Origin of the sequence: Microbacterium sp. cx-55 (genome assembly GCF_021117345.1) — a bacterium.
In the GTDB taxonomy this organism is placed as follows: Bacteria; Actinomycetota; Actinomycetes; order Actinomycetales; family Microbacteriaceae; genus Microbacterium.
In genome coordinates, this window is record NZ_CP088261.1 from 1,579,315 (window position 1) to 1,604,513 (window position 25,199).

The following is a 25,199-nucleotide window of genomic DNA, read 5'->3' on the forward strand; positions in this document are numbered from 1 at the left end:
GCCATCGAGCCTACGCAGGCCGGGGTGACCGGCCAACCCGGGTCAGTGACCGGCGATGTTCCAGTCGGTGCCATGACCGATCTGCACATCGAGCGGCACGGTGAGGGTGGCTGCGTCGCCCATCCGGTGGCGAACGATCTGTTCTACGGCGTCCCACTCCCCCGGCGCGACTTCCACCACGAGTTCGTCGTGGATCTGCAGGAGCACCCGGGAAGAGAGCTGCTGGGCGCGGAACTCCTCGTGGATGCGGAACAGCGCGATCTTCATGATGTCGGCGGCGCTGCCCTGGATGGGGGCGTTCAGCGCCGCGCGCTCGGCGTTCTCGCGAAGCACCCGGTTGGGGCTGGCGAGGTCAGGGAACGGTCGGCGGCGCCCGAAGATCGTCTCGGTGAACCCGTCGATCCGCGCCTGCTCGACCGAGGAACGGAGGTAGTCGCGCACCGCGCCGAACCGGGCGAAGTACTCGGTCATGAGCTGCTTCGCCTCGGACTGTTCGATGCGCAACTGCTTCGACAGTCCGAACGCCGACAGCCCGTACACGAGCCCGTACGACATGGCCTTGACCTTGGTGCGCATCGCCGGCGTCACATCAGCCGGGTCGACGCCGAACACGCGTGCACCGACGAACCGGTGCAGGTCTTCGCCCGAGCGGAACGCTTCGACGAGACCAGGATCTTCCGACAGATGCGCCATGATGCGCATTTCGATCTGCGAGTAGTCGGCGGTCAGCAGAGTCTCGTACCCCGCGCCGACTTCGAACGAGGAGCGGATGCGGCGGCTCTCCTCGTTGCGGATCGGAATGTTCTGCAGGTTCGGGTCGGTGCTGGAGAGCCGGCCGGTCTGGGAGCCCGTCTGCAGGTACGTGGTGTGGATGCGCCCGTCGGCGCCGATCGCGGCGTCGAGGGACTCGATGATCTGACGCAGCTTCGTCGCCTCGCGGTGCTGCAGCAGGAGATCGAGGAACGGATGCGGGTTCGAGTCCTGCAGATCCGCGAGCACGGCAGCATCCGTCGAATACCCGGTCTTGGTCTTGCGGGTCTTCGGCAGCTGGAGGTCTTCGAACAGCACCTCCTGCAATTGCTTGGGCGACCCGAGGTTCACCTCGCGGCCGATCGCGACGAACGCGTCTTGCGCGATGCGTTCCGCGCGTGCGCCGAGCTCGGCCGAGAACGTCGACAGCTTCTCGTGCGAGACGGCGACGCCGGCGAGCTCCATGTCGGCGAGAGTGACGAGCGTCGGCAGCTCGATGTCGGTGAGCACCTCGGCCACGCGTCCGGTGACCTCGGCGCGGAGCGCGGCTCCGACGCGGAGGACGAACCAGGCCAGCTGCCCGGGAGTCGCCCCCTCGGTCTCGGGGACGAGCTGCGCCGGGTCGGCTTCGGGAAGCTTCTCGCCGAGGTAGCGGTCGACGAGGTCTGCGAGGGTCTTGTCAGGAAAGCTCGGGCGGATCAGCCATCCGGCGATCAGCGTGTCGAACGCGAGTCCGTGCAGGCGCACCCCCGCGCGGTGCAGGGCTTTGACCTGACCCTTCGCGTCGTGCAGCACTTTCGGGGCCGCGGAGGCGAGCCAGGGCGCGATCGCCGCGGAGATCTCCTCCGTCCAGGTGGCTTCGACCACCGACTCGGTCGTGGCGATTCCGATGCGCGCCGGAAGACCGTTCTCGATTGTGACCGTCAGCGCGCGCTCATCGGAGTCGGACTCCAGCCACGCGGTGAGCGCGGCAGCATCCGTCTCACTCGCCTGCGGGACGGCGACCGAGGGTGCGGTCGTCGCCGAGCCCTCGGAGGCGTCGGTTCCGGTCGCCTCGAACACGCGCGGGAGGAGCGTGCGGAACTCGAGCCGGGCGAAGATGTCGCGCACGGCTTGCGTGTCGATCGGCTGGCGGAGGAGGTCGGCGGGAGTGACCGGCAGCTCGACGTCGGTGAGAAGCCGGTTGAGGGCGCGGTTACGGCGCACATCATCGATGTGGTCGCGGAGGTTGCCGCCGACGACACCCTTGATCTCGTCGGCGTGGGCGAGGAGTTCGTCGAGCGAGCCGTACTGGGTGAGCCATTTCACCGCCGTCTTCTCGCCGACCTTCGGAACTCCGGGCAGGTTGTCGCTCGTCTCACCCACGAGGGCTGCGATCTCGGGGTACTGGGCGGGCGGCACTCCGTAACGCTCCTGCACCGTCTCGGGCGTGTAGCGCTTGAGCTGCGAGACGCCCTGCACACTCGGGTAGAGCAGCGTGACCTCGTCGTTCACCATCTGGATGGAGTCGCGGTCGCCCGAGCACACGAGCACGTCGTAGCCCGCCTCGACGCCCTGCGTCGCGAGGGTCGCCAGGATGTCGTCAGCCTCGATGTCTTCTTTCGTCAGCACCGTGATCTGCATCGCGCGCAGGCACTCCTGCAGCAGCGGGATCTGGCCGGAGAACTCGGGCGGGGTCTCGCTGCGCGTCGCCTTGTAGGCCGGGTACTCGCGGGTGCGGAACGACACGCGTGAGGTGTCGAAAGCGACTGCCACATGGGTCGGGTTCTCGGCCTTCAAGAGGTTCACGAACATCGACAGGAAGCCGTAGACCCCGTTCGTGTGCTGACCGTCCTTGGTCGTGAAGTTGTCGACCGGCAGCGCGTAGAAAGCGCGGAACGCGAGCGAATGGCCGTCGACGACCAGAAGAGTAGGCTTTGCGGAGTCCGTCACCCTGCCAGCCTAATCAGCGGCGCAGACACCACGACACGGGCGAGGAAGCGAGGACCTGCCGCGATGACCGAAACGACGCCCCCGCTCGATGGGATCGCCTGGGCCATGCAGCGCGGCAACGGCGCACTGGCCGACAAGATGGGCTTCGAGTGGGTCGAGCTGACGGTCGATCGTGCCGTGGCGACCATGCCGGTGGCGGGCAACACGCAGCCGGTGGGCCTGTTCCACGGAGGCGGCTACGTCGTGCTCGGCGAGTCGCTGGGCTCCATGTCGGCGAACCTGTACGCCGGCCCCGGCAAGCTCGCCGTCGGAGTCGACATCAATGCGACGCACACCCGGTCCGCGACGTCTGGTCACGTCACGGGCGTCTGCACGCCGATCCACCTGGGCCGCACGATGACGGTGCACGAGATCGTCGTGAGCGACGATCAGGGTCGGCGGTGCTCCACCATCCGCATCACGAACCTCATCAAGGACGCGCCCGCCGAGCGCTGAGGCTCTGTGGCGCGAGCGGGTCTTGCGGCCTTCTCTCCGCGAGACGGGATCTTCGCGCCGAGACCGTGGGGTTACCCCGCTGTCTCGGCGCCCGGATCCCGTTTCGCGGTCGGGAGGGACTACTTCTTCGCGGCCAGCTGTTCGATGATGGCCTTCGCGACGTCCTGCATGGTGAGACGGCGATCCATGGATGCCTTCTGAATCCAGCGGAAGGCCTCGGGCTCGCTGAGGCCCATCTTCTCGTTAAGCAGACCCTTGGCCCGGTCGACGAGCTTGCGGGTCTCGAAGCGCTCGACCATGTCGGCGACCTCGGCCTCGAGCGTGATGATCTGCTCGTATCGGGCGAGGGCGATCTCGATCGCGGGCAGCAGGTCGTTGGGCGTGAAGGGCTTCACGACGTACGCGAGAGCGCCGGCTTCGCTGGCCCGCTCGACGAGCTCCTTCTGGCTGAACGCGGTCAGCAGCACGACGGGAGCGATGTGGTTCTTGCTCAGCTTCTCGGCGGCGCTGATGCCGTCGAGCTGCGGCATCTTCACGTCCATGATCACGAGGTCAGGGCGGAGGTCGGTCGCCAGCTGCACGGCGGTTTCACCGTCTCCGGCTTCGCCGACGACGTCGAAACCGTTGTCGCGCAGGATCTCGACGATGTCGAGACGGATGAGCGACTCGTCCTCTGCGACCACCACGCGGCGGGGTGCGGACGGCGTGTTGGCGGGGGCATCCAGGTCAGTCACTCCTGAATCCTACGGCACGGCCTGTCACGGCGCGGCGTGCACGCGCGCGCGGGGCGGATCGGGTTCCGGATGCATCCGCGCCCACGCCCCGAGGACGGTGCGCACCTGCGCTAGTCTCGATGGCGGCGTGCGACTCAGTTGCCGCGTGCCGGTGTGGCGGAATGGCAGACGCGACCGACTCAAACTCGGTTGCCCGAAAGGGCGTGTGGGTTCGACTCCCACCACCGGTACTTCTCTGGTATCCGCGGCGATGCGCCGTCACTGCGGGGCTGCGCCTGTCGCGAACCACGTCAGGGCCTGCCGGTAGTGCGCGCTGTCGGAGCGCGTCTCTTCCGTGACGAGGAGCGCAGTGGCGCTCAACCTGCGCGTGTACTGCCCCTGACACGGAATGCTCACCACGGTGGTCAGCCCCGCGCGCCAGGCAGGAACGAGCGCGTCGAGGTCGCGCCGTTCCGGGGTCCCGTCGTGCCCGCGTGTCAGCGCGGCAAGGTACCGATCCGTTCCTTCTCGATCCCAAGAGACATAGGACGGATCGGTGAGGGCGTCTGAGCCGAACTCGCCTGCCCAACTCGGGCCGACGATCTCGTCCAGGAGCGACTGGCGTTCCGGTGAGCCGGACGCCGTGTGACTCAGACGATCGAAGACTGCGGGGTCCGGGTTCTGCCCCGCGTGTGCGAGAACCTCAGCCCAGATCCGAGGCCAGGCGTCCCGCCACGTCGACCTCGTGGAGTCATCCACCTGCACCGCGGCGGGTTGCGGGGCGTCGGACAGCAGAGGGAGGAGCGGGAGGACGTCAGGCCGCAGGGCGTGCGCTTCGCGGATCCACAGCATCTCGATCAGGTGCTGTGGACGATCGTCGACGGTGAGGGCCATGTCGTGCGGCCACGGGTTGCCCGGGATCGGTGTAGAGGAGCGCATGGGGCCAGTTCAGCGCACTCGACCACGGACGTAAAGGAGCGGTCATCGCGCCGCACTCTCGCACGCCGAGCTCCACTTGACGCCCGCCGGGCGTGTCGGCGGGATCAGGGTCGCCACGGTACGGCGTTCCGCGCTCGCTCGGCTTCCCGCTCCGCGGCACCCGCGCGCGATCGTGCCTCGGCGCTCTCCCGGCGCAGGCGTTCGGCGTCGGATGCAGCCGCCTCCGCATCCGCCACGGCACGATCGAGCGCGACGCGCAGGTCGTCGGCTCGCGCGCGCAAGGACCTCGCCTGTTCCTCCGCCTTCGCGCTCCGTGCGTCGGCTCGCTCCGCGTCGCGCACGGCGGCGGACGCCGCGTGCTCCGCTGTTCGCGCCGCATCTTCCGCCGCTTTCCGCGCGCGGCGCTCGGCCAGGTCGTTCCGCACCGGGCTCGCCGCCCGAGCTGCGCCGTCGGGCGCCGAGCCGGCCACGTACTCGCTCACGGCCTCACCGTCGAGCTGGCCCGCCTCGAGCGGTGCGAGCAGCCGGCCCGTCAGCACCGCCGCGGCGACCACCTCATCCACGACGGCCGCGTTGATGGTCTGGGTGACCGCGTCTCTGGCCGACGGACTCAGGGGCGTGCCCGCCGCCTGGGCGAGGTCCGCCGCCCGCTTCGCGAGCGACGCGACGAGCTGTCGGCGCTGCCGACCCAGCTGCGTGAGCTCCTTCGCGTCCAGATCATCCTGCGCGTCGCGGAGGGCGGCCGAGAGCTCAATGGCCTCGGCGAGCTGCCCCTCGCGGACCAGGATGTTCACCGCCCATGCGGAGACCGCGGGCTTCCGAAAAGCCTTGATCGTCGAAGCCGCAGCTCCGGATGCGGATGCCGCCGCCGCGTTCCGCGCGGCCGTGAACTGGGTGGGCGAAAGACCGTAGAGCGCGGCGGCCACCGCATCCGCTTCGTCCTCGATGCCGGCCATGTTCTCATTCTGCCGGTCGCTCCGCGCGGAATGATCCCGGTGCTCCCGCGCTTGCATCGGGGTATGAGAGCAATCGTCTACTCCCGCACCGGTGCCTCTTCGGTCCTTTCCATTGTCGAGCGGGAGCCGGCGACGCCCGGTCCGGGTGAGGTCCGCGTGCGCGTCGCCGTCTCGGGCGTGAACCCGACCGACTGGAAGGCGCGCGCCGGCAACGGTGCTGCTCCCGACTTCGCCGAGATCGTCCCGAATCAGGACGGCGCGGGCGTCGTCGACGCGGTCGGAGGCGATGTCACGCACGTCGCCGTCGGCGATCGCGTGTGGGTGTACCTCGCCGCTCACCAGCGACCCACCGGAACCGCCCAGGAACGGACGGTGCTGCCGGCCCGTCACGTCGTCCGCTTGCCGGACGGCACCGGCTTCGACGTCGGAGCGAGCCTCGGAGTGCCGGCGATGACCGCGCACCGTGCGCTGACGGTTCACGAGTTCGGACCCGTCCGCCTCTCCCCCGGCGCGCTCGACGGGCGTGTCGTGCTCGTGCAGGGAGGCGCGGGCGCCGTCGGTCACGCGGCGATCCAGCTTGCGGTCTGGGCCGGTGCCACCGTGATCGCCACGGTGAGCAGCGAGGCGAAAGCCGCTCTCGCCCGCGCCGCCGGCGCCCATCACGTCCTTCAGTACCCGGACGAGCAGCTGTCGACCCGCATCCGGGACCTCGCCCCGAACGGCGTCGACCACATCGTCGAGGTCGCCCCGGCCGTCAACGCCGCTCTCGATGTCGAGGTCGCGGCCAACCACGCCAGCGTCGCGTATTACGCCAACAACAACGGGAACGACTTCACGGCGCCGATCGTCGCGAGCTTCGCGAAGAACATCCGTTGGCAGGGACTCCTGCTCTACACCGTCGGCGAACCCGCCCTCGACGCCGCCGCACAGGACATCACCGCGGCTCTCGACGACGGTGCGCTGCCGGTCGGCGCCGCGTCCGGACTTCCGCTCACATGGTTCGATCTGGACGACACCGCTGCGGCACACGATGCCGTCGCGCAGGGTGAGATCGGCAAAGTACTGATCCGCGTTTCCGCAGACGTGCCGGAGTAGTCGCCTCCACCACGAAGAGGAGGGGCCCCGACTCGGGACCCCTCCTCTTCAAGCACCTGCCGGCTGCTACTCGCCCGACTTGTAGATGGGCGCGAGGCCGTTGACGGCGTCGCCGATCCGGTGGATGCGGATGTCGTTGGTCGAACCCGCGATTCCGGGAGGGGAACCGGAGATCACGACGACCTTGTCGCCCTCGACGGCCAGGCCGTGCGAGAGGAAGAAATCATCGACCTGCATGAACATCCGGTCGGTGTGCGGCACGTGCTCGACGAGAGACGAACGGATGCCCCACGTCAGCGCCATCCGACGACGAATCGCCGGGTCGGGCGTGAACGCCATCATCGGGATGTGCGGGCGCAGACGCGACATGCGCCGCGCGGTGTCACCGGACTCGGTGAAGATACAGAGCCACTTCGCCTCGACGAACTCCGCGACCTCCATCGCGGCGAGCGTGATCGCGCCGCCCTGGGTGCGGGGCTTCGTGTTGAGCGGCAGGATGCGGTCGAGACCGTGCTCCTCGGTCGAGGCCACGATGCGCGCCATCGTCTCGACGACACCCACCGGGTACTTGCCGACGCTGGTCTCGCCCGAGAGCATGACCGCATCCGCACCGTCGAGCACGGCGTTCGCGACGTCGGACGTCTCAGCGCGCGTGGGCACCGGGTTGTCGATCATCGACTCGAGCATCTGGGTGGCGACGATGACGGGCTTCGCCATCCGGCGGCAGAGCTCGACCGCACGCTTCTGCACGATCGGCACGGCCTCCAGCGGAAGCTCGACACCGAGGTCGCCGCGGGCGACCATGATGCCATCGAACGCGTCGATGATCTCTTCGAGGTTGTCGACGGCCTGCGGCTTCTCGATCTTGGCGATGACCGGGATGCGCAGGCCTTCCTCGGCCATGATCTCGTGAACACGATCCACGTCCTCTGCGCTGCGCACGAAGGAGAGGGCGATCACGTCGGCGCCGGCGCGGAGGCCCCAGCGAAGGTCGGCCTCGTCCTTGTCGGACAGGGCCGGCACGTTGACCGCGACGCCGGGCAGGTTGATGCCCTTGTTGTTCGAGACGGGGCCGGCGACGATCACCTTCGTGGTGACGACGACACCATCGGTCTCGACGACCTCGACGCGCACCTTGCCGTCGTCGATCAGGAGGAAGTCACCCGGCTTCACGTCCTGAGGCAGGCCCTTGAAGGTCGTCGAGACGATCTCCTTCGTGCCGAGGATGTCTTCGACCGTGATCTTGAAGATGTCGCCGACAGCGAGGAAGTGAGGTCCTTCGGCGAACTTGCCGAGACGGATCTTCGGACCCTGGAGGTCGACGAGGACGGCGACCGCCCGGCCCGCGTCATCCGCGGCCCGACGCACGTTCGCGAAGTTCGCGTCGTGCACGGAGTAATCCCCGTGGGAAAGGTTGAGGCGGGCAACGTCTACACCTGCGTCGATGATCGCGCGGACCATCTCGTAGGACGATGTTGCCGGGCCGAGGGTTGCGACGATTTTCGCGCGTCTCATCGGTGTGTTGTGCTCCGGTTCATTGGGTGGGGGAACGCGTTCAGCCTACGCGCGCTGCAGCCCGATGGCGACATCGTCCGGTTGAACGGGCGAGGGCAGAGCGGTGTCTCCCATGAGGTAACGGTCCACGGATGCTGCCGCCGCGCGGCCTTCCGCGATCGCCCACACGATGAGGGACTGTCCGCGACCCGCGTCGCCGGCGACGAACACGCCGGGCGTGGTGGCCTGGTAGTCCTTCGCGCGTTCGACGTTGCCCCGGTTCGTGAACTGCGTGCCCAGCTGCGTCTCCAGCTCGGTGCGCTCCGGGCCCGTGAAGCCGAGCGCGATGAGCACGAGGTCCGCCGGGATCTCCCGCTCGGTGCCGCTCTTGGGTACGCGGCGTCCGTCGATGTACTCGGTCTCCGCGACGCGCAGCGAGCGCACCTCGCCGACCTCGTTCGCAAGGAACTCGACCGTGGAAGCGAGGAACATCCGCTCGCCGCCCTCTTCGTGCGCAGAGGAGATCTCGAACAGGGTCGGCGTCGTCGGCCACGGCTGGTTCTCGGCGCGCTCCGCCGGCGGCTGCTTTCCGATGGCGAGGTTCGTGACGCTGAGGGCGCCCTGCCGGTGCGCCGTTCCGATGCAGTCCGCGCCGGTGTCGCCGCCGCCGATGACGACGACGTGCTTGCCTTCGGCGGAGATCTGGTTGTGCACCTGGTCGCCGGCCACCGCGTGGTTGGACTCGACGAGGTACTCCATCGCGTAGTGCACGCCCGCCAGATCCCGGCCGGGGATGGCGAGGTCGCGCGGCACGGTCGAGCCGGTCGCGATGACGACCGCGTCGTAGCGCGTGCGCAGGTCGGACCAGCTGATGTCACGGCCGATCTCGACTCCGGCGCGGAAACGGGTGCCCTCGTCTTGCATCTGCCGCAGGCGCGACTCGAGGTGCTTCTTCTCCATCTTGAAGTCCGGGATGCCGTAGCGCAGAAGTCCGCCGATGCGGTCGTCGCGCTCGAAGACGGCAACCGTGTGCCCCGCGCGCGTCAGCTGCTGTGCGGCGGCCAGACCCGCGGGACCCGAACCGACGACGGCAACGGTCTTTCCGGTCAGACGCTCCGGCGGCTCCGGCTCGACCCACCCGTGTGCGAACGCATCGTCGATGATCGAGACCTCGACCTGCTTGATCGTGACCGGCGGCTGGTTGATGCCCAGCACGCACGAGCTCTCGCACGGCGCCGGGCACAGCCGGCCCGTGAACTCGGGGAAGTTGTTGGTCGCGTGCAGGCGCTCGATGGCCGCACGGCCCTCCCCGCGCCAGGTCAGGTCGTTCCACTCCGGAATCAGGTTGCCCAGCGGGCAGCCCTTGTGGCAGAACGGCACACCGCAGTCCATGCAGCGACCCGCCTGACGGCGGAGCACGGCGGAATCGCCCGGCTCGTACACCTCTTTCCAGTCCATGATGCGAACCGGAACCGGTCGGCGAGAGGGAAGCTCCCGCTCCGTGACCTTCAGAAAACCTTTCGGGTCAGCCACCCGTCACCTCCATGATGCGGCCCCAGACGACGTCGCCATCGGGGTCGAGCCCCTCGGCCAGCGCCTGTTCGCGGGTCTGCAGCACTGCTGCGTAGTCGCGCGGAACGATCCGCACGAAGTTCTTCACTTCCTCCTCGAAGTTCTCGAGGAGGTTCGCTGCCAGCACGGAGTCCGTCTCGGTGACGTGACGCTGCAGCAGGTCGCGGAGGATCTCCGCATCGCCCGACCCGAGCGGGCCGAGTTCGAGCTCACCCGAGGCGAGCGAGTCGCGGTTGACGAGGTTCTCGTCGAGGCGGTGGATGTACGCCGTGCCGCCCGACATCCCGGCGCCGAGGTTGCGTCCCGTCGCGCCGAGGATCACCGCGAGGCCGCCCGTCATGTACTCGAGCGCGTGGTCGCCCACGCCCTCGACGACGGCCGTCGCCCCGGAGTTGCGAACCAGGAAGCGTTCGCCCACCGAGCCGCTCAGGAACATCGTGCCCTGGGTGGCGCCGTAGCCGATGACGTTGCCGGCGATGACGTTCTCGGATGCGGCGAAGGTCGCGCCTCGCGGCGGCCGAACCACGATCTGACCGCCCGACAGGCCCTTACCGACGTAGTCGTTCGAGTCGCCTTCGAGCCGCAGGGTGATGCCCGCCGGCATGAAGGCGCCGAAGGACTGTCCGGCCGAGCCGACCAGGTCGACCACGATCGAGTCGGACGGAAGACCGTTCTGGCCGTGCGCCTTCGTGACGTGGTGACCGAGCATCGTGCCCACCGCTCGCTCGGTGTTGCGGATCGGGAGCGAGATCCGGACGTGACCGCCGCGCGCGATGACGTCTTGCGCGCGCTCGATGAGTCCGACGTCGAAGTGCTCCTCGAGCTCGTGCAGCTGGCCGCGCAGGTTTCGACGCGGTTCCTCGTCCGAGAACGCGGGGCCCTCGAGCACGGGAGCCAGGTCGAGACCGCTCGCCTTCCAGTGCTCCACGGCGCCGTTGACGTCGAGGAACTCGGTGCGGCCGATGGCCTCGTCGAGGGTGCGGAAGCCCAGCTCCGAAAGGTACTCACGAACCTCTTCGGCGATGAACTCCATGAAGTTGACGACGAACTCCGGCTTGCCGTTGAAGCGGGCGCGGAGCACCGGGTTCTGCGTCGCGACACCCACGGGGCAGGTGTCGAGATGGCACACGCGCATCATGATGCATCCGGAGACGACCAGCGGAGCGGTCGCGAAACCGAACTCCTCGGCGCCGAGCAGGGCGCCGATGACGACATCGCGGCCGGTCTTCAGCTGGCCGTCGACCTGCACCACGACACGGTCGCGCATGCCGTTCAGCATGAGCGTCTGCTGCGTCTCGGCGAGGCCGAGTTCCCACGGCGTTCCGGCGTGCTTGAGCGAGTTCATCGGGCTGGCCCCGGTTCCGCCGTCGTGGCCGGAGACGAGGATGACGTCGGCCAGAGCCTTCGCCGTTCCCGCGGCGACCGCGCCGATCCCCGACTGGCTCACGAGCTTCGCGTGCACCCGAGCGGACGGGTTCGCCCGCTTCAGGTCGAAGATCAGCTGCTTGAGGTCTTCGATCGAGTAGATGTCGTGGTGCGGGGGCGGCGAGATGAGGCCGACACCGGGAGTGCCGCCGCGGGTGCGGGCGACCCACGGGTACACCTTCTGCGGGGGCAACTGACCGCCCTCGCCGGGCTTCGCACCCTGGGCGAGCTTGATCTGGATGTCGTCGGCCTCGGTCAGGTACAGGCTCGTCACGCCGAACCGCCCGGAGGCGACCTGCTTGATAGCGCTGCGCCGGCGCGGGTCGAGCAGACGATCGACGTCTTCTCCGCCCTCGCCCGTGTTCGACTTCGCGCCGATGCTGTTCATCGCGATCGCGAGCGTCTCGTGCGCCTCCTGCGAGATCGAGCCGTAGCTCATCGCTCCGGTGGAGAAACGCTTGACGATCGACGCGACGGACTCGACCTCATCGATCGGCACGCGCGGACGCACACCGGTCTTGAGACCGAACAGGCCGCGGAGCGTCTTGAGCTCCTGAGCCTGGTCGTCGACGAGCTTCGTGTACTCCCGGAAGACGTCGTAGCGCCGTTCCCGCGTCGCGTGCTGCAGCCGGAAGACGGTGTCGGGGTTGAACAGGTGCGGCGAGCCGTCTCGACGCCACTGGTACTCCCCGCCGGTCCAGAGCCGCTCGTGGGCACGGGCGGCCGCATCCTCGGGGTACGCGAACGCATGGCGCGCCGCGTTCTCCGTGGCCACGACCGAGAGTCCGACGCCGCCGAGCTTCGACTCGGTGCCGGTGAAGTAGGCGTCGATGAACTCCTGCGACAGCCCCACCGCTTCGAACACCTGGGCGCCCGCGTAGGAGGAGACGGTCGAGATGCCCATCTTCGACATGATCTTCAGGACGCCCTTGCCGAGCGCCTTGATGAGGTTCGCGACGGCCTTCTGCGGCGCGATCCCAGTGATGTAACCGGCGCGCACCAGGTACTCAACGGTCTCCATCGCGAGGTACGGGTTCACCGCGGATGCGCCGTAGCCGATCAGCGTCGCGACGTGGTGAACCTCGCGCACGTCGCCCGCCTCGACGACGAGCCCGACCTTCATCCGCGTCTCCTTGCGGATCAGGTGGTGGTGCACGGCCGCGAGCATGAGCAGAGACGGGATCGGCGCGAGGTCCTTGTTGGAGTCGCGGTCGCTGAGCACGATGAACTCCGCGCCGTCCTCGATCGCGCGGTCGACCTCGGCGCACATCTGCGTGAGGCGCTTCTCCATGCCCTTCGCGCCCGCGGCGGCCCGGTACAGGCCACGAACGGTCACCGAGGTGCGTCCGGGCAGCGCCGTGTCGATGTGCTGGATCTTCGCGAGTTCGTCGTTGTCGATGACGGGGAAATCGAGAGTCACCGTGCGCGCGTGATCGGCGCCCCAGCTGAGCAGGTTCGGCTCGGGGCCGAGTCCGAGCGACAGCGACGTGACGACCTCTTCACGGATCGAGTCGAGCGGAGGGTTGGTCACCTGCGCAAACTGTTGGGTGAAGTAGTCGAACAGCAGACGCGGGCGGTCGCTGAGGACGGCGACGGGGGTGTCGCTGCCCATCGCCCCGAGCGGCTCTGCGCCCGTCTGACCCATCGGGGTCAGCAGGATGCGGACCTCTTCCTCGGTGTAGCCGAACGTGCGCTGACGACGGGTGATCGAGGCGATCGGGTGCACGATGTGCTCGCGCTCGGGCAGCTCGGAGAGGCGCACGCGCCCCGCATCCAGCCATTCCTGCCACGGCTCGAGCTCAGCGAGCTGCTGCTTGATCTCGCCGTCGCCGACGATGCGCTGCTGCGAGGTGTCGACGAGGAACATCCGACCCGGGCGAAGGCGTCCGCGGCGCTTGATGCGCTCGGCCGGGAAGTCGAGCACACCCGTCTCGCTGCCGATGACGACCAGGCCGTCGGTGGTCTCGGTCCACCGACCGGGACGCAGGCCGTTGCGGTCGAGCGTCGCACCGACGACCGTTCCGTCGGTGAAGATCAGCGCGGCGGGGCCGTCCCAGGGCTCCATCTGCATCGAGTGGTATTCGTAGAACGCGCGGAGCTTCGGATCCATGTCCGGCTGCTTCTCGTACGCCTCCGGCACCATCATCATGATGGCGTGCGGCAGGCTGCGACCGGTGAGGGTCAGCAGCTCCAGGACCTCGTCGAACGACGCGGAGTCGCTCGCGCCTTCGGTGCAGATCGGCAGCAGCGGACGGATGTCGCCGAGCACCTCGGACTCGAGCTGCGACTGGCGCGCCCGCATCCAGTTCCGGTTGCCGTTGACGGTGTTGATCTCGCCGTTGTGCGCGAGCATCCGGAGCGGCTGCGCGAGCGGCCACGAGGGGAACGTGTTGGTCGAGTACCGGGAGTGCACCACCGCGAGCTCGGACGCGAAGCGCTCGTCCTGCAGGTCGGGGTAGAACGGCTCGAGCTGGAGCGTGGTGACCATGCCCTTGTAGCCGAGCGTGCGGCTCGACAGCGACACGAAGTAGGCGTTCAGTTCGTTCCGGGTGCGCTTGCGGAGGCGGAATACCCGACGGTCGAGCTCGATCCCCGACAGTGCGGGGGCGTCGCCCGACGCGGGACGCGAGAGGAAGAGCTGCTCGAACACGGGCCGCGCCTCGAGCGCCAGCTTGCCGAGGTGCTCCTCGACGGTCGGCACCTCGCGCCATCCGAGAACGACCAGGTTCTCGGATGCGGCAAGCCGCTCGATCCCGGACTTCTGCGCGGCGCGCTCGTCGTCATCGCGCGGGAGGAAGGCCATTCCCGCCGCGTACTCCCCCACCGGCGGCAGGTCGAACTCGACGACCGCTCGGAGGAACGCATCCGGCATCTGAGTCAGAATGCCGGCGCCGTCACCGGTTCCTGCATCCGACCCGATCGCACCGCGGTGCTCCAGGTTCCGGAGCGCGGTGAGTGCCAGGTCGATGATGTCGTGACCGGCTTCACCACGCAGCGTCGCCACCATGGCGAGACCGCAGGCGTCCTTCTCGAACGCCGGGTTGTACATCCCCTGCTTGGCGGGGAAATCGGCGAGGGTCTGCGACCCGTGCGCGCGATGACGGGGGCTCGAAGCCATACCAACCGTCCTCATGTTGTTGCTTTTACGGGGACGACGTCGGCCCTGGGAGTTATTCGAGACGTCCGGAGCTTGTGGCTGTGCGCTCGGTGCTGACTTCTGCTGCGGGCGGTTCGCTCACGTCAACGAAGTCGTCGGTGTCTTGCGAGTGTAGCGCCGTCTTGTCTACCCATTCGCGACCCGGCCGATACGGCGAGGGCTCGAGTCCCGGATGGCGGCGCTTCTGCACGATCACGATGACGAGTCCGATGACCACACCGATGATCGCCGCCCACACGTTCGAGCGGAGCCCGAAGTAGATCTCACTCGGGTCGATCCGGATGTTCTCCCAGACGATTCGGCCTGCGCTGTACCAGATCAGGTACAGACCGAACAGACGACCCCACTGGAGCGTGAAGCGCTTTCCGGCCCACAGGATGACCGCGGCGCCGAGCAGATTCCAGATCACCTCGTAGAGGAAAGTCGGCTGGAAAAGCGTGCCGTCTGGCAGTCCCGCCGGGATCGCGGCGTTGCCCGGATCGATCTCCAGTCCCCACCACGCATCCGTCGGCTGACCGAACAGCTCCTGGTTGAAGTAGTTGCCGAATCGGCCCATCGCCTGCGCGATCAGCATGCCCGGAGCCACCGCATCCGCGAACGTCCAGAACCGGATCCCGGTCCAGCGGCAGCCGATCAACGCGCCGATGGCGCCACCGATGAGCGCACCGTAGATGGCGATGCCGCCCTCCCAGATGGCCCAGACGGTGCCCGTCCGCCACGCGATCTCACCGTTCTCGAACGTGAACAGCACCCACGGGTTGCTGCCGTCGCCGAAGTAGAACCCCGGGTGGGTCAGCACGTGGAAGATGCGCGCTCCGATGATCGCGATCGGGATCGCGAACAGGCAGATATCGATGACGACCCACGGCTCTGCACCGCGTCGGCTGAGCCGACGGTTCGTCAGCAGCACCGCCACGATGATGCCGGCGATGATGCACAGCGCATAGAAGTGGATGCGCAGCGCACCGATCTCGAAGTAGCTGATCGAGGGGCTCGGGATGCTGCCGAACACGGAAAGTGCCGAGAAAGTCACGACGGCGAGTCTACTGGGCTGTCGGACGTGCGCCGCGCGCCGTGCTTCGTGGAGGCAGGCGGGGTTGGCAGCGCGCTACAACTCCTCCAGAACCCGTCGCTCGGAGCCCCCAGCGGCGTGCGGGTACCGGATTGAAGGAGTTGTGGCGTGCGGGGCGTCGTGTCGCCGCGGGTTCGCTCCGCTCTGCCGACCGACCGCTGCGCTCCCGCGATGGCGGATCGCGTGCGGTCTACGGCGACAACTCCTCCAGAACGAGCGTCGCGGTGCCATCTGACACCCGAACGGCCGGGATTGGAGGAGTTGTGCGCTGCGGGTCAGGCTGAGCGGGTGCCGTCGGCGAGAGCTCGAGCGGTGCGGGCGAGCTCGTCGAGCCCGCCGTCACGAAGCGCGCGGACGAGCGCGGTCCCGACGATCGCCCCGTCGGCGTAGTCCAGAACGCCGGAGACCTGATCTGCCGTGGAGATTCCGATGCCGACGCACGCGTGCTCGACGCCGTGTTCGCGAAGACGCGCCACGAGGGTCCGTGCCGCCGCATCCAGCTCGGCGCGCTCCCCCGTGATACCCATCGTCGAGACCGTGTAGACGAACCCGGTCGAGTTTCGCGCGACGAGCTCGAGGCGTTCGTCCGTCGACGTCGGTGCGGCGAGGAAAACGCGGTCCAGGCCCGTCCGCTCGCTCGCGGCGATCCAGTCGGCCGCCGCCTCCGGCGTGATGTCGGGGGTGATCAAACCCGCGCCGCCGGCCGCGGCGAGCTCATCCGCGTATCGGTCGACACCGTACTGGAACACCGGGTTCCAGTACGTCATGACGAGAACCGGGATGTCGACACGGGAGGCGATCTCTTGCACGGCCGGGAAGATGTCGCGCAACCGGAAGCCGCCGGCCAGCGCGTGCTGGGTCGCCTCTTGGATGACGAGACCGTCCATGACCGGATCGGAATACGGCGGGCCGAGCTCGAGGATGTCGGCTCCGTTCTCCGCGAGCGTGACGGCCGCCTCGATGCTTGTGCGGAGATCCGGGAACCCGAGCGGCAGATAACCGACGAACGCTCCGCGCCCTTCGGCTTTCGCGGCATCGATCGCCGCGGCGACGCGCGAGCTCACAGCTCCGTCCCCTCGCCCTTGGCTTCCTCCGTGGGCGCGGGAACGTCCACGGGTGATCCGTCATCGCCGGCTTCGGCGTCGTACAGCTCGAAGTAGCGGGCGGCGGTGTCCATGTCCTTGTCGCCGCGACCGGAGAGGTTCACCACGATCACCGACTCCGGACCGAGCTCGGGGCCGAGTCGCACCACGGCCGCCAGGGCGTGCGCCGACTCGATGGCGGGGATGATCCCCTCGGTGCGCGAGAGCAGGCGCAGCGCCTGCATCGCCTCGTCATCGGTCGCCGGAATGTACTGCGCGCGACCGATCGACGAGAGCCACGCGTGCTCGGGGCCGACGCCGGGATAGTCGAGCCCGGCCGAGATCGAATGGGACTCCACCGTCTGACCGTCTTCGTCTTGCAGCACGTACGTCTTCGCGCCGTGCAGGATGCCCGGTCGCCCGCGCTCGATGGAGGCCGCGTGGCGCGGGGTGTCGACGCCGTCGCCGGCGGCCTCGACGCCGTACAGCGCGACACCCTCGTCGTCGAGGAACGCATCGAACATGCCGATCGCGTTCGACCCGCCGCCGACGCACGCGAAGACCGCATCCGGAAGCCGGCCGATCGTCTCGAGCATCTGCGCGCGAGTTTCTTCGCCGATGATCTTCTGGAAGTCGCGCACCATGGCCGGGAACGGATGCGGTCCTGCGGCGGTGCCGAAGATGTAGTTCGTCGTCTCGACGCTCGACACCCAGTCGCGGTACGCCTCGTTGATCGCGTCCTTCAGCGTGCGGGAGCCGGTCGTCACCGGGATGACCTCGGCGCCGAGGAGCCGCATCCGCGCGACGTTCAACGCTTGACGCTCGGTGTCGACCTCGCCCATGTAGATCGTGCAGTCGAATCCGAAGAGCGCCGCAGCGGTCGCGGTCGCCACACCGTGCTGTCCTGCCCCGGTCTCGGCGATCACGCGCGTCTTGCCGAGGCGCTGCGTGAGCAGCGCCTGCCCGATGACGTTGTTGATCTTGTGGGACCCGGTGTGGTTGAGGTCTTCGCGCTTGAGGAAGACCCGTCCGCCGCCCGCGTGCTCGGCGAACCGGGCGACCTCGGTGAGCGCGGACGGTCGGCCGGCGTAGGAGTTCAACAGCCCCGTCAGCTCGGTGGCGAACGCGGGGTCCGCCATGGCCGTCTCGTAGACCTCGGTCAGCTCGTCGATCGCGGCGATGAGCGATTCGGGCATGTACCGGCCGCCGAACTCACCGAAGAACGGACCTTTGGCATCGCGGAGTTTCATGAACCGACCTCCAGGAAGGATCGCAGGGTGGCGACGGGGTCGCCGGTGACGAGGGCTTCGCCAACGAGCACGACGTCCGCGCCCGCGTCGCGATAGTGGCGGACATCCGCGGGCTGCAGCACGGCGGACTCGGCGATCTTGACCGCATCCGCAGGGAAGCTGTCGGCCAGGCGGCCGAACAGGTCACGGTCGAGTTCGAACGTGAAGAGGTTGCGGGCGTTCACGCCGATGAGTCGCGCCCCGAGATCGGCGGCGCGGGCGAGCTCATCGGCCGAGTGCGTCTCGACGAGAGGCGTCATCCCGAGCTGTCGCACCAGGTCGTGAAGCTCGACCAGCAGCGGTTGCTCGAGCGCCGCGACGATCAGCAGCACCAGGTCGGCACCCGAGGCGCGCGCCTCCAGCACCTGATACGGGGTGGCGATGAAGTCCTTGCGCAGCACCGGCAGCGCCACGGACGCGCGCACGGCCTCGAGGTCGGCGAGGCTGCCCTTGAATCGGCGACCCTCGGTGAGCACGGAGATGGCGCTCGCTCCGCCCTGCTCGTAGAGCGACGCCTGGTGGGCCGGATCGGGGATGGCGGCGAGATCACCTCGTGAGGGGCTCGCGCGCTTCACCTCGGCGATGATCTTGACGCGGTCGGCGGGGGCCAAGGCGGCCAGCGCGTCGAGCGCGGGGGTCTGCGCGAGTGCCGCGCGTTCCACCTCGGCGATCGGACGCACAGCGGCGCGGGCCTCGGCATCTTCCACCGCGCCGGCCATCAGGTCGGCGAGCACGCTCAGTGCTCTTTCGCGATGTACTTCGACCCGTTGGCGCCCCAGCCGGCGCGCGACATGATCCAACCCACGATGGCGCCGATCACGAGCAGAACCACCGAAGCCCACACGAGCGCCGGCAGGTCGAGCACGAAGAACAGGGTGCCGAAAGCGACGGCGACGAGCATGATGATGACCGCCGTCCATGCTGCCGGGGAGTGTCCGTGGCCCGGGTCGCCGATGGGGTTGCTCATGAGTCTCCTTCGCGTGGCGCGGGCATCTCGTGCCCGGCTCTCAGTCTAGCGGGGGGTCTGCAGGGTCGTTGGATCGTCGCCACGGCTGAGGTCGTCCCACGAGTCGACGGCATCGAGGGGTCCATCGGTTGTGCGTCGCGCGTCCCGACGGGCGGCAGCCTCGTACTTGCGAGTCCCGCTCGGCCACCGCATCCCGGTCACGACGACGAAGACACCGACGGCGGCGAGGACGAGCGCCGCGAGCGCTGCGACGAAGGGCCACGCCGTCGTCGATGTCGACGACACGAGGTCGCCGACCGCCGAGTCGCCGGCGATCCCGGTGACCTCGGTGACGCTCGGGGTGATGGCCGATGCGGGCACCCCGACCAGGAGCGGCACGACCAGCGTCGCGAGCAGCACGGCGATCAGCACCGTGAGGAGGCCGAACACGAGCCGCAACGCGCGCCCGACGATCGACAGCGCCGCGCCGAGAGCCAGTACGGCGAGGCTCAGCGGGGCGAGAACCGGGATGGCGGTGGCTCCCGCCACGGCGACATCCGACGTCGCGCCGCCGGTCAGCACCACGTGCACCCAGGTCTGGGTCGACGAGATGACGCCCGCGGCTCCCGCGAGGAGAGTCACAAGGACCGACGTCGAGCGGGCGCGCCGCATCAGCGATCGCCGCGCACGGGGTCGAGGTCGTCGCTGTCGAAGCAGGTGCGGGTACCGGTGTGGCACGCGACCCCGACCTGATCGACGCGGACGAGGATCGCGTCCCCGTCGCAGTCCAGGCGGGCGCCCTTCACCAGCTGCATGTGACCCGAGGTGTCGCCCTTGCGCCAGTACTCCTGGCGTGAGCGCGACCAGAAAGTCACCCGACCGGACGTGAGTGTGCGGCGGAGGGCCTCCGCATCCATCCATCCGAGCATCAGCACCTCACCGGTGTCGTACTGCTGGATGATCGCCGCCACGAGTCCGTCGGCCGTGAACGTCACCCGGGAGATGCGCTCGTCGAGCGTCTCACTCATGCGCGCACCTCGATTCCGGCGTCGGTCAGGGCGGACTTCACGTCGCCGACCGTCAGCTGCGCGGAGTGGAAGACGGATGCGGCGAGCACCGCATCCGCGCCGGCCTGGATCGCGGGGGCGAAGTCCTCGGCCGCACCGGCACCGCCCGACGCGATCACGGGCACCCGCGCGATCTCGCGCATCAGCGTGACCAGCTCGAGGTCGAACCCGTCCTTGGTGCCGTCGGCGTCGATCGAATTCACGAGCAGCTCACCGGCGCCGCGTTCGATGGCTTCCTGCGCCCACTCGACGGCATCGAGCGTGGTCAGGGTCCGGCCTCCGTGCGTCGTCACGACGAAACCCGACGGCGTGAGCGGCGCGCGCTTCACGTCGAGCGAAAGAACGAGCACCTGCGCACCGAAGCGGTCGGCGATTTCGTCGATGAGAGCGGGACGGGCGATGGCCGCCGAGTTCACGCCCACCTTGTCGGCGCCCACCCCGAGCAGACGCGCGACATCCTCCGCGGAGCGCACTCCCCCGCCGACCGTCAACGGGATGAACACCTCTTCGGCGGTGCGACGCACCACGTCGTACGTGGTGGCGCGCTCGTCGACCGTCGCCGTCACATCGAGGAAGGTGAGTTCGTCAGCGCCCTGCTCGAAGTAGAGCCGCGCAAGTTCGACCGGGTCGCCCATATCGCGGAGATTCTCGAAGTTGACGCCCTTCACCACGCGCCCGGCGGCCACGTCCAGGCACGGGATGACCCGGCAGACGAGGCTCATCAGAGCCTCGCGGCGTGGATTTCGGTGACCAGGATGGCGCGCGCGCCAATGGCGTAGAGCTCGTCCATTACCTGATTCACGTTCTTCCGCGGGCTCATCACCCGAACGGCCACCCACGCGGGGTCGCGCAGCGGCGAGATCGTGGGCGACTCGATGCCGGGCGCGACCGCGATCGCGGCGTCGATGAGTTCGACCGGGAGGTCGTAGTCCACCAGCACGTAGCGCTGCGCAACGAGCACTCCGCGCAGGCGACGCAGCAGCGTGTCGAGTCCGGCGGGCTCTTCGGGGCCAGTGATGAGCACCGCATCCGACTCGAGCAGGACAGGACCGAAGATCTCCAGCCCCGCCTGGCGGAGCGTGGTACCGGTCGAGACCACATCGGCGACCGCATCCGCAACGCCCAGTTCGACCGCGGACTCCACCGCACCGTCGAGCGGGACGAGGTCGACAGCGATGCCCTGCTCGTCGAGATATGCGTCGACGAGGCCCGGGTACGCGGTCGCGACCCGCACGCCGTCGAGATCCTTCAGCTCGTGGAAGCGCCCCGGAGGCGCCGCGAAGCGGAACGTCGACCCGCCGAAACCGAGAGCCTCGATCTCGCGGGCGCCCGGCATCCGGGCATCGAGCAGCAGGTCGCGCCCGGTGATGCCGACATCCAGCGCTCCCGAGCCGACGTAGGTCGCGATGTCCTTCGGACGGAGGTAGAAGAACTCGACATCGTTGACCGGGTCGATCACGTGCAGGTCTTTGGGGTCGCGGCGACCGGTGTACCCGGCCTCGGCCAGCATGGCGTGCGACGTCTCAGCCAGTGAACCCTTGTTGGGCACGGCGATTCTCAGCATGGGGAAAGACTCTCTCGAAAAGTGCGGACGGAGGGATGCCGGTCACAGATGTCGGTAGACGTCCTGCAGCGTGAGGTTCTTCGCCAGCATCATCACCTGCAGGTGGTAGAGGAGCTGGGAGATCTCTTCTGCGGCAGCATCCGTCGACTCGTACTCGGCGGCCATCCACACTTCGGCGGCTTCTTCGACGATCTTCTTGCCGATCGTGTGCACCCCGGCGTCGAGCTCGGCGATCGTGCCGGAACCAGCGGGTCGGGTGCGTGCCTTCTCGCTGAGCTCCGCGAATAGATCGTCGAACGTCTTCACTGGTCCAGGGTATCGAACCGGGAGGACCCCTCGGACCGGATGACCGCGGCGGCGTGCGCCGGAGCTACGCGGCCCCGTGCAGGTGAGCCCGCGCGGCCGCCGTGCGAAGCCCCGCGATGGCGTTGTCGGGATCGTCCGCACCGAACACGGCGGATCCGGCGACGAACGTATCGGCGCCGGCCGCGGCGGCCTGAGCGATCGTCGACTCGCCGATCCCCCCGTCGACCTGCAGCCACACGGCAGAGTCCCGACGACGCGCTTCTGCGGCCAGCGTGCGAAGCTTCGGCATGGTCTCGGGCATGAACGACTGTCCGCCGAAGCCCGGCTCGACCGTCATCACGAGCACCTGATCGAACTCGGGAAGAACCTCGAGCAGCGCGTCGACCGGGGTTCCGGGCTTCACGGCGACACCGGCGCGCGCCCCGATCGCACGCAACCGCCGGGCCAGCGCGACCGCATCGTCCGCGGCCTCGAGGTGGAACGTGACCGACGCCGCGCCGAGCTCGGCGTACTCGGGAGCCCACCGGTCGGGATCCTCGATCATGAGATGGACGTCCAGCGGCACGGGACTCGTCTCCTGAATACGACCCACCATCTGCGGACCGAACGTCAGGTTGGGCACGAAGTGGTTGTCCATCACGTCGACGTGCACGAAGTCTGCAGAGGCGATGCGGGCGAGTTCGGCCTGCATGTTCACGAAGTCGGCGGCGAGGATCGACGGGTTGATGCGGAGATCGGTCACGCGTCCATTATCCCCGGGTGGTCGCCGCCCAACCGCGGGGTCGTCGCGACAACTCCTCCACGTGGGGCCCCGGCGGTGTCGGTGGCCCCGGGGTTACCGGTTTTGGAGGAGTTGTCGAGTCGCGAGCTCGGAGCGGGCGCAGCGCGGGCGGCCGGTTCTCCCGAGCCGCGCGCGACAACTCCTCCACGTGGGGCCCTGGCGGCGCCGGTGGACCCCCGGGTTACCGGTTTTGGAGGAGTTGTCGAGTCGCAAGCCCGGCGCGGGCACAGTGCGGGGCGGCATCCGCGCGTCGGCGCGGACCGCGAGCGGGTCAGCGTCGGCGGAGGAGGCTCAGGAACATGGCGTCCGTGCCGTGCCGGTGCGGCCACAGCTGCGCACGCCCCGATCCGTCGGCGGGCGTCGGCAGATCCAGCGGCGTGCGCGCCACCGCCTGCACGGCCGCGCGTGCGTCCAATTCCTCCAGCTCATCGCCCCACTCGCGACGCGCCTCCGCGACGACCCCCACGGTCTCGGCGAGGTGCGGCGAGCACGTCACGTACGCGACGATCCCGCCGGGGCGGAGTGCGCCGATCGCGGCCGACAGCAGTTCGGACTGGAGCGCGGTGAGCTCCGCGACGTCGGCGGCGGACTTCCGCCAGCGGGCCTCCGGGCGACGGCGCAGCGCGCCGAGGCCCGTGCAGGGCGCATCGACGAGGATGCGGTCGTACGACCCGGGCACCAGGGCGGCGCGCTCCCGACCGTCGAGCTCGCTCACCGGAACGTCAGCGGGTACGCCCGCCAGCGCCGCACGCACGAGCCCCGCCCGCGCGTGGGAGATCTCGTTCGCCTCGAGATGGGCACCGTGCGCGAGCGCCTCCGCGGCGAGCAGGGCGGTCTTCCCGCCGGGGCCGGCGCACAGATCGAACCAGCGTTCGCCGTCGCGCACCGGCACGACGCGTGAGAGCGCGAGAGCGACCAGCTGCGAACCCTCGTCCTGCACGCGGATGCGGCCACCCGCTGCCGCCATCACGCCGGCAGGGTCGCCGCCGGCCGAGAGCGCCCCCACCGGGGAGTACACGGTCGGCGCGAGATCCGCGGGACGCGTGGCGAGCCCCGGAAGAACCGCCAGTGCCACTCGCGGCGACGCGTTGTCGGCCCGCAGCAGTTCGTCGAGCTCGTCTGCGCGTCCTTCCGCTGCGAGAGCGCGACGGAAGGCGCGGAGGATCCACACGGGATGCGAGGTCGTGAGGCTCAGGCGTTCGTCGGCGGATCGCGCCGACGCCTCGATGCGAGCGATCCACTCCCCCGGTGTGTCGCGGGAGATCCGGCGCAGAACGGCGTTCGCGAAGCCGGTGGGGCCGGGGCCCGCCACCGCGCGGACGAGCGCGACGGTCTCGTGCACCGCCGCGTGGGAGGCGATCCGCGTGGAGAGCAGCTGGTGGGTACCGAGCCGAAGCGCGTCGAGGACGTCGGGGTCGATCGCCTCCGGTTCGCGCCCCGCGGCGGACGCGATGATCGCGTCGTAGGTGCCCTGCCGCCGCAGGGTGCCGTAGGTCAGCTCGGTCGCGAGCCCGGCATCCTGCGAGTTCAGCCCCGCGCGTTCGATCTCGATCGGAAGCAGCAGGTTGGCGTACGCCTCATCGGCGTGCACCGCCCGAATCGTCTCGTACGCGACGCGACGAGGTCCGCGCGTGACGCTCACGAGCCGACCACCGGTTCGGCCGAGCGGATTCCTCGATACCAGTCCCCGGCCGCCATGGCGGATTTTCCGGCGGGCTGAACGCGGGCGAGAACGAGCGGGTCGGTGCCCGTGCCCACCCGAATGGCGGACCCGTCCAGCGCCAGCCGACCGGGAGCGAGTGCGGACTCCGCGTCGGCGCGATGCAGCTCGATCACTTTCACCCGCGCGCCCTCCAGCGTCGTGAACGCACCGGGTTCGGGAGTCGTGCCGCGCCACCGGGCGAGGATCTCGTCGGCGGGTCGGGTCCAGTCCAGTCGCCCGTCCTCGGCGGTGAGCTTGGGCGCGTACGTCGGTTCGCCGGACTGCGGCACGGCGCGCGCGGTGCCGGCGGCGATCTGGTCGACCACCCGGTGCAAGAGCTCGGCGCCCTGTTCGGCGAGGTCGGCGAGCACGCGGTCTGCCGTCGCGAGCGGCGGCACCCGATAGCGGATCTCGTCGAAGACATCGCCGGCGTCCAGAGCCGCGACGAGCTGGAACACGCCGGCACCGATCACGGAGTCGCCCGCGACGAGGGCGCGCTGCACGGGTGCTGCTCCCCGCCAGGCCGGGAGCAGAGAGAAGTGCAGATTGATCCACCCGTGCCGCGGCGTCGACAGCAGCGGTTCGCGCACGAGGCCGCCGTACGCGACGATCACCCCCAGGTCGGGCGCGAGACGGGCGATCTCGGCCGTCGCCGCATCGTCGAGTCGATCCGTCTTGACGACCGGCAGACCGAGGTCGGTGGCGGCCTGTGCGACGGATGACGGCGTGAGCACGCGCTTGCGGCCCAGCGGCGCGTCGGTGCGCGTGACGACCGCGGCGACGTCGTGGGCGGATGCGGCGAGCACCCGCAGAGAGGGGACAGCCGCATCCGGCGTCCCTGCGAAAACGAGACGCATGACGC

22 protein-coding genes and 1 tRNA gene are annotated in these 25,199 nt (G+C 69.0%); 3 read left to right on the forward strand and 20 right to left on the reverse strand.

From position 1 onward, the window contains the following. Nucleotides 1-42: 42 nt before the first annotated feature. Nucleotides 43-2,682 (reverse strand): DNA polymerase I, encoded by a 2,640-nt coding sequence (gene polA / locus LQ938_RS07400; RefSeq protein ID WP_223721253.1) that lies wholly within the window; start codon nt 2,680-2,682, stop codon nt 43-45. Nucleotides 2,683-2,745: 63 nt separating this feature from the next. On the opposite strand from polA, the gene LQ938_RS07405 reads away from it, so the two are divergent. Continuing rightward, nucleotides 2,746-3,177 (forward strand): hotdog fold thioesterase, encoded by a 432-nt coding sequence (locus LQ938_RS07405; protein WP_223721252.1) that lies wholly within the window; start codon nt 2,746-2,748, stop codon nt 3,175-3,177. Nucleotides 3,178-3,296: 119 nt separating this feature from the next. Here the strand turns inward: LQ938_RS07405 and LQ938_RS07410 are convergent, their stop codons facing one another. After that, on the reverse strand, nt 3,297-3,911 hold the full coding sequence (locus LQ938_RS07410; protein ID WP_223721251.1) for an ANTAR domain-containing response regulator: 615 nt from the start codon (nt 3,909-3,911) through the stop codon (nt 3,297-3,299). A gap of 147 nt (nt 3,912-4,058) precedes the next feature. Here LQ938_RS07410 and LQ938_RS07415 point away from each other — a divergent pair. Beyond that, nucleotides 4,059-4,141: transfer RNA gene (locus LQ938_RS07415), tRNA-Leu, on the forward strand. A gap of 28 nt (nt 4,142-4,169) precedes the next feature. Here the strand turns inward: LQ938_RS07415 and LQ938_RS07420 are convergent. Together LQ938_RS07420 and LQ938_RS07425 are read right to left on the reverse strand one after the other, a co-directional pair. Beyond that, nucleotides 4,170-4,829 carry a hypothetical protein gene (locus tag LQ938_RS07420; RefSeq protein ID WP_223721250.1) on the reverse strand — a complete coding sequence of 220 codons (660 nt, stop codon included), beginning with the start codon at nt 4,827-4,829 and terminating at the stop codon, nt 4,170-4,172. Nucleotides 4,830-4,933: 104 nt separating this feature from the next. Further along, the gene (locus LQ938_RS07425) at nt 4,934-5,785 is read right to left on the reverse strand and encodes a transposase (protein ID WP_223721249.1); all 852 of its coding nucleotides are present in this window, start codon (nt 5,783-5,785) and stop codon (nt 4,934-4,936) included. A 63-nt stretch (nt 5,786-5,848) separates the two neighbouring features. Here LQ938_RS07425 and LQ938_RS07430 point away from each other — a divergent pair, with 63 nt between their 5' ends. Beyond that, nucleotides 5,849-6,880, forward strand: coding sequence for an NADPH:quinone reductase (locus tag LQ938_RS07430; RefSeq protein WP_223721248.1), 1,032 nt, complete (start codon nt 5,849-5,851; stop codon nt 6,878-6,880). 66 nt (nt 6,881-6,946) lie between these two features. Here LQ938_RS07430 and pyk read toward each other — a convergent pair whose 3' ends face one another. The 16 genes from pyk to fmt form a co-directional block, all read right to left on the reverse strand. Further along, the gene (gene pyk / locus LQ938_RS07435) at nt 6,947-8,395 is read right to left on the reverse strand and encodes a pyruvate kinase (RefSeq protein WP_223721247.1); all 1,449 of its coding nucleotides are present in this window, start codon (nt 8,393-8,395) and stop codon (nt 6,947-6,949) included. A 45-nt stretch (nt 8,396-8,440) separates the two neighbouring features. Next, on the reverse strand, nt 8,441-9,907 hold the full coding sequence (locus LQ938_RS07440; RefSeq protein WP_223721246.1) for a glutamate synthase subunit beta: 1,467 nt from the start codon (nt 9,905-9,907) through the stop codon (nt 8,441-8,443). Continuing rightward, nucleotides 9,900-14,489, reverse strand: a complete 4,590-nt coding sequence (gene gltB / locus LQ938_RS07445; RefSeq protein WP_223721245.1) for a glutamate synthase large subunit — start codon at nt 14,487-14,489, stop codon at nt 9,900-9,902. Before gltB ends, LQ938_RS07440 begins: the two co-directional genes overlap by 8 nt. Before the next feature lie 52 nt (nt 14,490-14,541). Beyond that, nucleotides 14,542-15,561 (reverse strand): prolipoprotein diacylglyceryl transferase, encoded by a 1,020-nt coding sequence (gene lgt / locus LQ938_RS07450; RefSeq protein WP_223721244.1) that lies wholly within the window; start codon nt 15,559-15,561, stop codon nt 14,542-14,544. Nucleotides 15,562-15,875: 314 nt separating this feature from the next. Beyond that, the gene (trpA, locus tag LQ938_RS07455; RefSeq protein ID WP_223721243.1) at nt 15,876-16,664 is read right to left on the reverse strand and encodes a tryptophan synthase subunit alpha; all 789 of its coding nucleotides are present in this window, start codon (nt 16,662-16,664) and stop codon (nt 15,876-15,878) included. Continuing rightward, nucleotides 16,661-17,932 carry a tryptophan synthase subunit beta gene (gene trpB, locus LQ938_RS07460; protein WP_223721242.1) on the reverse strand — a complete coding sequence of 424 codons (1,272 nt, stop codon included), beginning with the start codon at nt 17,930-17,932 and terminating at the stop codon, nt 16,661-16,663. The genes trpA and trpB overlap by 4 nt, the downstream gene beginning before the upstream one ends. After that, nucleotides 17,929-18,705, reverse strand: a complete 777-nt coding sequence (gene trpC, locus LQ938_RS07465; RefSeq protein ID WP_223721241.1) for an indole-3-glycerol phosphate synthase TrpC — start codon at nt 18,703-18,705, stop codon at nt 17,929-17,931. Before trpC ends, trpB begins: the two co-directional genes overlap by 4 nt. A 2-nt stretch (nt 18,706-18,707) precedes the next feature. Further along, complete coding sequence (locus LQ938_RS07470; protein WP_223721240.1) at nt 18,708-18,938, reverse strand: DUF6704 family protein; 231 nt, start codon at nt 18,936-18,938, stop codon at nt 18,708-18,710. 45 nt (nt 18,939-18,983) lie between these two features. After that, nucleotides 18,984-19,589, reverse strand: a complete 606-nt coding sequence (locus LQ938_RS07475) for a Trp biosynthesis-associated membrane protein (protein ID WP_223721239.1) — start codon at nt 19,587-19,589, stop codon at nt 18,984-18,986. Beyond that, nucleotides 19,589-19,945 (reverse strand): phosphoribosyl-AMP cyclohydrolase, encoded by a 357-nt coding sequence (gene hisI / locus LQ938_RS07480; protein WP_223721238.1) that lies wholly within the window; start codon nt 19,943-19,945, stop codon nt 19,589-19,591. Before hisI ends, LQ938_RS07475 begins: the two co-directional genes overlap by 1 nt. Beyond that, nucleotides 19,942-20,706: an imidazole glycerol phosphate synthase subunit HisF gene (gene hisF / locus LQ938_RS07485; protein WP_223721237.1), complete on the reverse strand. Its 765-nt coding sequence runs from the start codon at nt 20,704-20,706 to the stop codon at nt 19,942-19,944. Before hisF ends, hisI begins: the two co-directional genes overlap by 4 nt. Continuing rightward, on the reverse strand, nt 20,706-21,548 hold the full coding sequence (gene hisG / locus LQ938_RS07490; RefSeq protein ID WP_223721236.1) for an ATP phosphoribosyltransferase: 843 nt from the start codon (nt 21,546-21,548) through the stop codon (nt 20,706-20,708). The genes hisF and hisG overlap by 1 nt, the downstream gene beginning before the upstream one ends. Nucleotides 21,549-21,590: 42 nt before the next feature. Then, on the reverse strand, nt 21,591-21,854 hold the full coding sequence (locus LQ938_RS07495; protein WP_223721235.1) for a phosphoribosyl-ATP diphosphatase: 264 nt from the start codon (nt 21,852-21,854) through the stop codon (nt 21,591-21,593). Between the two features lie 64 nt (nt 21,855-21,918). Further along, on the reverse strand, nt 21,919-22,596 hold the full coding sequence (gene rpe / locus LQ938_RS07500) for a ribulose-phosphate 3-epimerase (protein ID WP_223721234.1): 678 nt from the start codon (nt 22,594-22,596) through the stop codon (nt 21,919-21,921). A gap of 310 nt (nt 22,597-22,906) precedes the next feature. Beyond that, nucleotides 22,907-24,277, reverse strand: a complete 1,371-nt coding sequence (locus LQ938_RS07505; RefSeq protein WP_223721233.1) for an RsmB/NOP family class I SAM-dependent RNA methyltransferase — start codon at nt 24,275-24,277, stop codon at nt 22,907-22,909. Continuing rightward, nucleotides 24,274-25,194, reverse strand: coding sequence for a methionyl-tRNA formyltransferase (gene fmt / locus LQ938_RS07510; protein ID WP_223721232.1), 921 nt, complete (start codon nt 25,192-25,194; stop codon nt 24,274-24,276). Before fmt ends, LQ938_RS07505 begins: the two co-directional genes overlap by 4 nt. Nucleotides 25,195-25,199: the final 5 nt, after the last annotated feature.

What these genes read in the sequence shown, in the direction of transcription:
- LQ938_RS07405 (WP_223721252.1), top strand. Translation starts at nt 2,746, where the DNA reads ATGACCGAAACGACGCCCCCGCTCGATGGGATCGCCTGGGCCATGCAG.
- LQ938_RS07420 (WP_223721250.1), bottom strand. Translation starts at nt 4,829, where the DNA reads ATGCGCTCCTCTACACCGATCCCGGGCAACCCGTGGCCGCACGACATG.
- LQ938_RS07425 (WP_223721249.1), bottom strand. Translation starts at nt 5,785, where the DNA reads ATGGCCGGCATCGAGGACGAAGCGGATGCGGTGGCCGCCGCGCTCTAC.
- LQ938_RS07430 (WP_223721248.1), top strand. Translation starts at nt 5,849, where the DNA reads ATGAGAGCAATCGTCTACTCCCGCACCGGTGCCTCTTCGGTCCTTTCC.
- pyk (WP_223721247.1), bottom strand. Translation starts at nt 8,395, where the DNA reads ATGAGACGCGCGAAAATCGTCGCAACCCTCGGCCCGGCAACATCGTCC.
- gltB (WP_223721245.1), bottom strand. Translation starts at nt 14,489, where the DNA reads ATGGCTTCGAGCCCCCGTCATCGCGCGCACGGGTCGCAGACCCTCGCC.
- trpB (WP_223721242.1), bottom strand. Translation starts at nt 17,932, where the DNA reads ATGAAACTCCGCGATGCCAAAGGTCCGTTCTTCGGTGAGTTCGGCGGC.
- LQ938_RS07470 (WP_223721240.1), bottom strand. Translation starts at nt 18,938, where the DNA reads ATGAGCAACCCCATCGGCGACCCGGGCCACGGACACTCCCCGGCAGCA.
- LQ938_RS07475 (WP_223721239.1), bottom strand. Translation starts at nt 19,589, where the DNA reads ATGCGGCGCGCCCGCTCGACGTCGGTCCTTGTGACTCTCCTCGCGGGA.
- hisI (WP_223721238.1), bottom strand. Translation starts at nt 19,945, where the DNA reads ATGAGTGAGACGCTCGACGAGCGCATCTCCCGGGTGACGTTCACGGCC.
- hisF (WP_223721237.1), bottom strand. Translation starts at nt 20,706, where the DNA reads ATGAGCCTCGTCTGCCGGGTCATCCCGTGCCTGGACGTGGCCGCCGGG.
- hisG (WP_223721236.1), bottom strand. Translation starts at nt 21,548, where the DNA reads ATGCTGAGAATCGCCGTGCCCAACAAGGGTTCACTGGCTGAGACGTCG.
- fmt (WP_223721232.1), bottom strand. Translation starts at nt 25,194, where the DNA reads ATGCGTCTCGTTTTCGCAGGGACGCCGGATGCGGCTGTCCCCTCTCTG.